Raw genomic sequence first — 4,290 nt, forward strand, 5'->3', positions numbered from 1 at the left:
GAACATGTTGGTCTTGTTTGTGCGACCTTTTTATACCTTTTTTGTGTTTTAAAATGCCGGTATATCAGCCTTTTACTTTTTCTAACTTGTTTACTTTGTTTAATAAGTGCATATTCAGTTAACGGTTTTGTTAACGGCGAATTTCATGCGTTAAATATGTAAAGTGGTCCATTCAAAATTAATAAGGCCAAATGTTTAATCCATTTAATAGGAAGAAAAGCCACCTCAAAAAGATGGCTCCTTTTATTCCCAATTTTCCTTTTTTCGTTGAATTGGTGTCTGCTTAACTGGCTAAACATCACCAGCAAAACCAGTGTACTGAATTGTTAGCTTGGTGTGCTTCTTAAGTTCATCCACAACTCGTTCAAGAAACTCAAGCCGATAGTCTGTGAGTGAATGCAGCGGAGTTGATTTCAGACGCATACCGGCATGCTGGGTCTCAAAGAAAAAGTTGTAAGTTCTGTCATATGGATCATTGGAAATACTGATATTGTACCGCGTCCGGCTCATACGCTTAAAAAGCGGTTCGACACGGCTGTAGATCAATTGAGCTTCTTTAGCTGGAGTCATAGTAATCACCTCAGCAAATAGTATAGCATAAACATACGAACACATGTTTGTGTATTTTCAAAAGAATTTTTGATTTGTTTTGACATAAATAAAAAGAATATGTACACTGTATTTGATAGATGACAGTGTGCATATTCTCTGGTTGGCTAACTACAGATTGTAGCTAGCTTTTTTAGTATGAGGCAGTAACAAGGTCTAACACCTTATCTAACACCTCTTGCGGGCAACGTTCAATAAACTCTACTTCACGTGCCTGTGGATCAATAGATCTTTCCTGTTCAGTCAAAACTTGCCCAAAGGTTTGCAAACCTGCGGGAAGTACTACATGAAGCGGAAAGTCTGTGCCGTGACTCGTGATCGCCACAACCTTTACCGTACGGGTAAACCGATTGTAATGATCATCTGAAACGACTAATGCTGGACGCTGGCCACGTTGTTCATGACCTTCAGTGTCCTTAAAGTTAACGGTGATAATATCACCTTGGTGTAATTGCATTGCAATTACCTCCTAAAATATAATTTGTGCCATCCCCAAGAGGAACTTAACGTTCTCCGGTCAAGAGATAGCACGTTTTTAAGAGATAATCACCACACCTCTTTACCAGCAGGTGAGCCCCAGTCTATTTCGTGTGGCCCAGGATGTTCTTTAAAATATTTTTCAGTGTCAAATCCTTCAAAAAGTTTGTCCATTTTTGACTCATTTGATATTTTCTTTATAATGAGTCGCTCTCCATCTACGTCTATATCAATACTTTGATTAACCGGCTGATGAATTCCAATCTGTGCCAACAACTTTTTTGAAATCATAACACCTTGGGAATTGCCCCATTTTTTAATTGTAGTTTCCATATAACCGGCCTACCTTCTTTCCTTCACGAGTGTGCATAATGAAATCCCTCCAATTTTTCCATGTAGTAATCCTAATTACTACAATTGAAGTATATCATATGTTAAAACATGTTACAACACCCATGCTATTTTCTTATGTTTATTCTTGAGTGGTTTTTGAATGAAAGAATAAGTATTTTGTTTTTAATCAAGCGTACTTAATGACTTTACACTATATCTTGAAATTGCGTCAATGGTTAGTTTTACGATCATCACAATTTAACTATTGTCCACAAGAAGCCCCCCAACCAATTAAGGTCAGGGGGCTTTATTTATTGAGATTACTATTTTTATTGTGCTACTTTACAAAATTGTTTATCAACTTGTTCCCACTGATATATGTGCCGTCAGCTAATTGAAGCCGTGTGACACTACCGACTTTGACCACTTTAGCAACGTCAAACAGCGTACCAGCTCGAAAGCTGGCTACAAGATACTTCTTATCGAACTTCTTACTCTTGTACTTATTGGTCCCGTGGACCGATTTAACGCGTTTAACGCTGCCCTTCGAGGTAGTGTAGTAAAGATTATTGATCCAAGCTAGGTTAGCTGTGATGAATAAGCCATTGGTCAATTCAAAAACAGCGTACTTTGTAGTTTTAGACTTAATCAGTTGTTTAACGTGTAATTTGGTGTACGGCTTATAATACTTAACCACACCTTTACCATGGCCAACCTCTGCTTTCGTTCGATAAGCTGCCACCGTGAAACGTGGATAGATCCACTTTGGATCCCAGTCAAAATACTGATGCAAGTTTTTGGGATGTAAGGTAACACTGCCTTTTGTGTAGAAGTCCGAGTAGTTGCAGGACACATCAAAGCGGGAACCTGAGCCGTTGAAATGAGCGCCAGAAGTCCACTGCCATGAGTTGTAGCTAGAGTAATACTTTTTACCCGATGCATCATATGGATAGTTGGCAATCCAACCAGCCCGCCCAGAATTGTTGATCGACACTGAGTTAATCCAAGAACCCATGGTATACAAGTCATAGCGATATCCGTGAGCTTGCACGATCTTTTTAAATGCCTTAGTAGTGGCATTGTTTTGATTCCAGCCCCGATTATAGGATTCAAAATCACACACCATGACATGACCAGCCGGCAAGCCAAACTCCTTAGCAACATTGCAGGCGAAACTGGCTTCACTTTTAGCACCAGCCACGGTTGTAAAACGGGCAAAATGGTAACCATGAATCTGTAAACCAACGGACTTAGCGCGTGCCAGGTTAGTCTTGGCACATTTATCTTTATAATAAACACCCTCAGTGATTTTACTGATAACGGCTTTTACACCCTTGGCCTTCATTGATCTAAAAGCACTAGTTGGCACATAGCCATTGTTGTTAGAGATGTCAACCATGTCATATCTAGGCATCTTTATCACCGCCTTGCTGTTCTTTTTCAGCGAGAATCTTTTGGGCGCTAGCGATTGCTGTGCGCAGCTTAGCCAAGCTGTCTTGTTCGGGATCGTCACTGACTGGCTCAGCTACCGCTTCCTTGACTTCGACATTTGGTTCAGGAACCGTTTCAACAGCTTTTTGTGATTCTTTGTCAGCTGCAGCTAGACCGTCGTTAAATTCGGACTGCTTAGCTTGTGACTTAGTATCAAGGCTAGTGAAATATTGGTAGGCTTTTTCAATCGCCATATCGATGTCTTCAGTGTCGATAGACTTAAAACCCTTTTTAGCCAGCTGTGTAGAAATCGTCTGTAAAGCCTGATCATGCTTAACACCGGACGGAACATCATACTGGGTGGCAAGCTTAGCAACCACACCTTCAGCCACTTTGTCCAAGGCACCGTATGCGTTGGCGACTTTAGTTGTTTTGGCTGACTTAAAGCCTTGCTGAATAAACGGAATGACCACGACAGTTAGAATGCCCATCAAAATGGTATCAAGTAATCCACTATCGATTAAAACTTCAAATGCATGTTGCATGCTTACACCCCCTATTTAGCGTCTTTAACAGCCTTGTTAATGTCAGACACCACTTGGTCAGTGGTTTGCGTTTGGCTTTCTTTTGATTTATCAACGGAAGGAACTGTAAATGTTGGTGTATCAGGGCTTATAGTAGATGCTTTAATTGTGGCTTGTTTTTGATTATCGTCAGCAATTTCGATATTGTTAAAGAAATCTAGCTCAGCTTGTACACCCTCTTTGAGCTTGTCTGGCACATCATCAATTGATGCCTTGCCGTTTAAAATCAGTGATGCAAACAATACTTGTGTTGCATTGTTTAATTTAGTCATTTTCATTCTCCTTTTGATTTTTAGCCCTTTCGGTTCGCAGAGCTTGACGTGCTTCATCAGCTTCGTTTTCGGCCTTAATACGCCGTTTGCGCTCTTCCTCAGCTGTGTTCTTCCAATAGTTCATCTCTTGGAAAAGCTCATCTCGGCGAGATTTGCGTTTGGTAAGAAGATAAGTATAGTAGGCCGCTAACATGCCTGGAATAATCGCAATCAACGGGTTCAGCTCTATGATAAGGTGCCCCAAATTGGGTCCCATCATTCGCTGTCGCTCCGACTGGCTAAGACCATGATGACCGCGGTCAGTGCGGCATTACTGATCCACGGCATATCAATGCCTAGTACAATCCAATGCATGAGCTGATATAGCGTCAGTACACACATCAGAAAAGATGATGCAATTAATAGAACGTGGTCTAACCGAACTGAACGTCGATCATCAAATACCCAATAGAGCATTACAATACCAACGATTACAAAAAGACCGCCAACGATATCATCGTTAGCGACCCCATCAATAACCGGTGGCCATAAGAAATACTGATCATGCGAGATCAAATGAAAGCCAATTCCTAATTCTGCCAGGC

At 40.9% G+C, this 4,290-nt stretch carries 8 protein-coding genes; all 8 read right to left on the bottom strand.

Annotated elements, in window-relative coordinates; translation table 11 throughout:
* Window positions 1-291 precede the first annotated feature (291 nt).
* Entirely contained in the window at window positions 292-570 is a 279-nt protein-coding gene (locus CES81_RS12945; protein ID WP_089122117.1) for an acetyl-CoA carboxylase, read from the bottom strand.
* Between the two features lie 172 nt (window positions 571-742).
* Window positions 743-1,066, bottom strand: coding sequence for a type II toxin-antitoxin system PemK/MazF family toxin (locus CES81_RS12950; protein ID WP_089122118.1), 324 nt, complete (start codon window positions 1,064-1,066; stop codon window positions 743-745).
* A gap of 89 nt (window positions 1,067-1,155) precedes the next feature.
* Window positions 1,156-1,419, bottom strand: a complete 264-nt coding sequence (locus tag CES81_RS12955; protein WP_089122119.1) for an AbrB/MazE/SpoVT family DNA-binding domain-containing protein — start codon at window positions 1,417-1,419, stop codon at window positions 1,156-1,158.
* Between the two features lie 337 nt (window positions 1,420-1,756).
* Entirely contained in the window at window positions 1,757-2,833 is a 1,077-nt protein-coding gene (locus tag CES81_RS12960) for a GH25 family lysozyme (RefSeq protein ID WP_089122120.1), read from the bottom strand.
* Window positions 2,826-3,395, bottom strand: a complete 570-nt coding sequence (locus tag CES81_RS12965) for a phage holin, LLH family (protein ID WP_089122121.1) — start codon at window positions 3,393-3,395, stop codon at window positions 2,826-2,828. Before CES81_RS12965 ends, CES81_RS12960 begins: the two co-directional genes overlap by 8 nt.
* A gap of 11 nt (window positions 3,396-3,406) precedes the next feature.
* Window positions 3,407-3,706 carry a hypothetical protein gene (locus CES81_RS12970; protein ID WP_089122122.1) on the bottom strand — a complete coding sequence of 100 codons (300 nt, stop codon included), beginning with the start codon at window positions 3,704-3,706 and terminating at the stop codon, window positions 3,407-3,409.
* Window positions 3,699-3,965 (bottom strand): hypothetical protein, encoded by a 267-nt coding sequence (locus tag CES81_RS12975; RefSeq protein ID WP_089122123.1) that lies wholly within the window; start codon window positions 3,963-3,965, stop codon window positions 3,699-3,701. The genes CES81_RS12970 and CES81_RS12975 overlap by 8 nt, the downstream gene beginning before the upstream one ends.
* Window positions 3,962-4,290, bottom strand: a 329-nt coding sequence (locus CES81_RS13635) for a hypothetical protein (protein ID WP_089122124.1), incomplete at its 5' end; no start/stop codon positions are given. The genes CES81_RS13635 and CES81_RS12975, both read right to left, overlap by 4 nt.

The sequence above is a fragment of the Secundilactobacillus pentosiphilus genome (assembly GCF_002217985.1).
GTDB lineage: Bacteria > Bacillota > Bacilli > Lactobacillales > Lactobacillaceae > Secundilactobacillus > Secundilactobacillus pentosiphilus.